Below are 4,530 nucleotides of genomic sequence, written 5' to 3' on the forward strand. Positions count from 1 at the left end.
AACTGGGGGAGATCGAAGCCAAGCTCGCCCGCCACGAAGCGCTGAAAGAAACCGTGGTCCTGGCCCGCGAAGACATACCGGGCGACAAGCGCCTGGTGGCCTATTTCACCCAACACTCGTCGGACGAAGCCGTCGACATCGAAACCCTGCGCGTTCACCTGCAAACACAACTGCCTGACTACATGGTACCCATGGCCTACGTCCGACTGGACGCGCTGCCCCTGACACCGAACGGCAAACTCGACCGCAAGGTCCTGCCGGCACCGGACCTCGATGCCGTCATCTCCCGAGGCTACGAAGCCCCGCAAGGCGAAACCGAAACCGTCCTGGCGCAAATCTGGCAGGACCTGCTGGGCCTGGAGCAAGTCGGTCGCCACGACCATTTCTTCGAACTGGGCGGGCATTCCCTACTGGCGGTCAGCCTGATCGAGCGGATGCGCCAGGCCGGTCAGAGCGCCGACGTGCGCGTGCTGTTCAATCAACCGACCCTGGCTGCGCTGGCAGCCGCGGTGGGTCATGACAGTGATGAAGTCGACGTCCCGGCCAACCTGATTCCACTGGGTTGCACCCACATTACTCCGGCGATGCTGCCGCTGGCCGCGTTGAGCCAGGAAGCCATCGACCGTATTGTGGCGGCGGTGCCGGGTGGGGCGCGCAATGTGCAGGACATCTATCCGCTGGCGCCCTTGCAGGAAGGCATTCTCTACCATCACCTGTCGGCCGGGCAGGGCGATCCCTATGTCTTGCAGGCACAGTTTGCCTTTGACAGTCGCGAACGCCTCGACGCTTTCACCCAGGCTCTGCAGGGGGTGATCGACCGCCATGACATCCTGCGTACCGCCATGGCCTGGGAAGGTCTGGACGAGCCGGTGCAGGTGGTCTGGCGCAAGGCATCGCTGGGCGTGGAGCAAGTGCTCCTCGGTACCGGGGGTGGCGACATCGCCGGTCACTTGAAGGCGCGTTTTGACGCCAGCCAGCATCGCCTGGATATCCGTGAGGCGCCGTTGATGTGCATCCGCTTTGCCGAGGATGTGCTCAACCAGCGTTGGGTGGCGAGCTTGCTGTTCCACCACATGGCGCTGGACCATACGGCGCTGGACGTGGTGCGACACGAGATGCAGGCGCACCTGCTGGGCCAGGCCGGCCAGTTGGGCGAGGCGGTGCCGTATCGCAACTACGTGGCCCAGGCCTGCCTGGGCGTGAGCCGTGAAGCGCACGAGGCATTTTTCCGCGACATGCTTGGTGCCATCGACGAGCCGACGCTGCCGTTCGGCCTGCAGGATGTACGCGGCGATGGCAGCCTTGTCGAGGAAGCCCGGCAGGGTCTCGCGACTGATTTGAGCCGACGCCTGCGCACCCAGGCCCGCCGTCTGGGGGTGAGCGCGGCGGCCTTGCATCACTTGGCCTGGGCCCAGGTATTGGGCCGCGTTTCGGGGCGCGACGAGGTGGTGTTTGGCACGGTGCTGATGGGACGAATGCAGGGCGGCGAAGGCGCCGACCGGGCCTTGGGGATGTTCATCAACACCTTGCCGATTGGCGTACAGGTCGGTGGGCAAAGTGTGCGCGACGGTGTCCTGGCGACCCACGCCCGGCTGACCGGCCTGTTGGGCCATGAACACGCCTCCCTGGCGTTGGCCCAGCGTTGCAGTGGCGTCATGGCACCGACGCCGCTGTTCAGCGCGTTGCTCAATTACCGCCATTCGGTCGCCGAGCCCATTGCGTTGCAAGCGTCGTCAGCCTGGCAAGGGATCGAGGCCCTGGGCGGCGAAGAACGCACCAATTATCCGCTGACGATGAGCGTCGATGACCTGGGTGAAGATTTCAGCCTGACGGCGCAGGTCGAGCCCCGGATCGGTGCGCAACGCGTCTGTGGCTATCTGCAGGTGGCGTTGGAAAACCTGGTTGATGCGTTGGAGCATGCGCCGCAGGCGCCGTTGCACAGCCTGGCAATATTGCCGTCGGTCGAACGCAAGCAATTACTTGAAAGCTGGAATGAGACGGAGGCAGTGTATGCCCATGACGCGCTGATCCATCGCCAGTTCGAAGCCAAGGCCTCGGCGCAGCCTGACGCGGTGGCAGTGACGTTCGAAGAGCGGACGCTGACCTACGGCGAACTCAACGCTCGAGCGAACCAGGTCGCCCATCGTCTGTTGCCCCTGGGTATTCGCCCGGATGACCGGGTGGCGATTTGCGTCGAACGCGGTCTGGACATGATCGTTGGCCTGCTGGGCATCCTCAAGGCCGGTGCAGGGTATGTGCCGTTGGACCCGGCCTATCCGGCCGAACGCATCGCCTACATGCTCGAGGACAGCGCTCCCGTGGCAATCGTGGTACACGCCGCAACCCGGGACCTGCTGGCCGAGGAGGCGGTGCGCGTCATCGACCTCGACAGCCCGACGCAACACAGCCAGGCCGTGGCCAATCCTCAAGTACCAGGCCTGACTTCGTCGCACCTGGCCTACGTGATCTACACCTCCGGCTCCACCGGATTGCCCAAGGGCGTGATGGTCGAGCACCGCAACGTCGCACGGCTGTTTTCAGCGACCCAGTCGTGGTTCGAATTTGGCCCGCAGGATGTGTGGGCGCTGTTCCATTCCTTCGCCTTCGATTTCTCGGTCTGGGAAATCTGGGGCGCCTTGACCCATGGCGGTCGCCTGTTGGTGGTACCGCAACTGGTCAGTCGTTCACCGCAAGACTGCTATGCCTTGCTGTGCGAAGCAGGCGTGACCATTCTCAACCAGACGCCGAGTGCCTTCCGCCAGTTGATCGCGGCCCAGGGTGAAAGCGACCTGCAGCACAGCCTGCGCCAGGTGATCTTCGGTGGCGAAGCCCTGGAAACCGGCATCCTCAAGCCGTGGTATGCCCGCGAGGGCAATGCCCGGACGCAACTGGTCAATATGTACGGCATCACCGAAACGACGGTGCACGTGACGTACCGTCCGCTCGAAGCGGCCGACGCGCAGTTGGCCGGTGTCAGCCCGATCGGCAAGCGCATTCCCGACCTGCAACTGTACGTCCTCGACGCCCAGCGCGAGCCGGTACCGGTGGGCGTGGTCGGCGAAATGTACGTGGGCGGTGCGGGTGTCAGTCGCGGCTACTTGAACCGTGACGAACTGACCGCCGAGCGTTTCCTCGCCAACCCGTTCAGCGTCGAGCCGAACGCGCGGATGTACAAGACGGGCGACCTTGGCCGCTGGTTGGCCGACGGCAGCATCGAGTACTTGGGCCGCAATGACGACCAGGTGAAGATCCGCGGTTTCCGTATCGAGTTGGGCGAGATCGAAGCGGCGTTGGCGGCTTGCGAGGGGGTCAGCGAGGCGGTGTTGATCGCTCGCGAGGACGAGCCGGGTGACAAGCGTCTGGTCGCTTACGTGATTGCCAACGAAGACGTGCAACTGTCGGCCGCCAAGCTGCGCACCGAATTGTTGGGTTCGCTCGCGGAATACATGGTGCCGAGCGCCTTCGTGACATTGACCTCGTTCCCGCTGACCACCAACGGCAAGCTCGACCGCAAGGCGCTGCCGGCACCGGATCAGTCGTCGGTGGCGACTCGCGAATACGAAGCGCCGCGAGATGAGGCCGAGATCGTCATCGCCGCGATCTGGCAAGACCTGCTGGACCTGGAACGAATCGGTCGTCACGACAACTTTTTCGAGCTGGGCGGCCACTCGCTATTGGCCGTAAAAATGATCGAGCGCATGCGCCACGCCGGCTTGAGTGCCGACGTGCGGGTGCTGTTCAGTCAGCCGACGCTGGCCGCGCTGGCTGCTTCGGTCGGCGGGCACACCGAAGTCGTGGTACCGACCAATGGCATCCCGGATGGCTGCACACGGATTACCCCGGGCATGTTGCCGCTGGCCGAGCTGTCTCAGGATGAGATTGAACACATTGTCGCGACAGTGCCCGGTGGCGCGGCGAACGTTCAGGACATCTACGCCCTGGCGCCTCTTCAAGAAGGGATTTTGTACCACCACCTCGCCGCTGCCCAGGGCGACCCCTACCTGCAATATGTGATGTTCGCCTTCGACAGCTTCAGCCGCATGGACGATTTCACCCAGGCGTTGCAGGCTGTCGTCGCCCGGCACGATATTCTGCGCACGGGCGTGCTTTGGGAAGGCCTGGCCGAACCCGTGCAGGTGGTCTGGCGTGATGCCCGGTTGGCGGTTGAATCGGTCGTGCTGGATCCGGCGGTCGACGATATTGCCACGCAGTTGCATGAGCGTTTCGACCCCCGGCACTATCGCCTGGACATCCGTCAAGCACCGTTGATGCGGGTCGCTTATGCGCAAGACACGGTGAACCAGCGCTGGGTGGGCATCCTGCTGTTCCACCACCTGGTGGACGATGCCACGTCGCTGGCGGTGCTGTCGGCCGAAATCGAGGCGCACATGCTCGGTCAGGCGCAACGCTTGCCGGCCTCGGTGCCGTACCGCAACTACGTGGCCCAGGCCCGGTTGGGGGTGAGTCGTGAGGCCCACGAACAGTTTTTCCGCGACATGCTCGGCGACATTGACGAGCCGACGCTGCCGT

The 4,530-nt window shown here is 64.1% G+C and carries 1 protein-coding gene; it reads left to right on the forward strand.

The annotated features are described in order from the left end of the window. Positions 1-4,530 (forward strand): non-ribosomal peptide synthetase (locus J3361_RS29185; RefSeq protein ID WP_207967443.1); only part of this gene is annotated, 4,530 nt, incomplete at both ends.

The sequence above is a fragment of the Pseudomonas sp. OA65 genome, from assembly GCF_017498305.1.
Classification (GTDB): domain Bacteria; phylum Pseudomonadota; class Gammaproteobacteria; order Pseudomonadales; family Pseudomonadaceae; genus Aquipseudomonas; species Aquipseudomonas zanjanensis.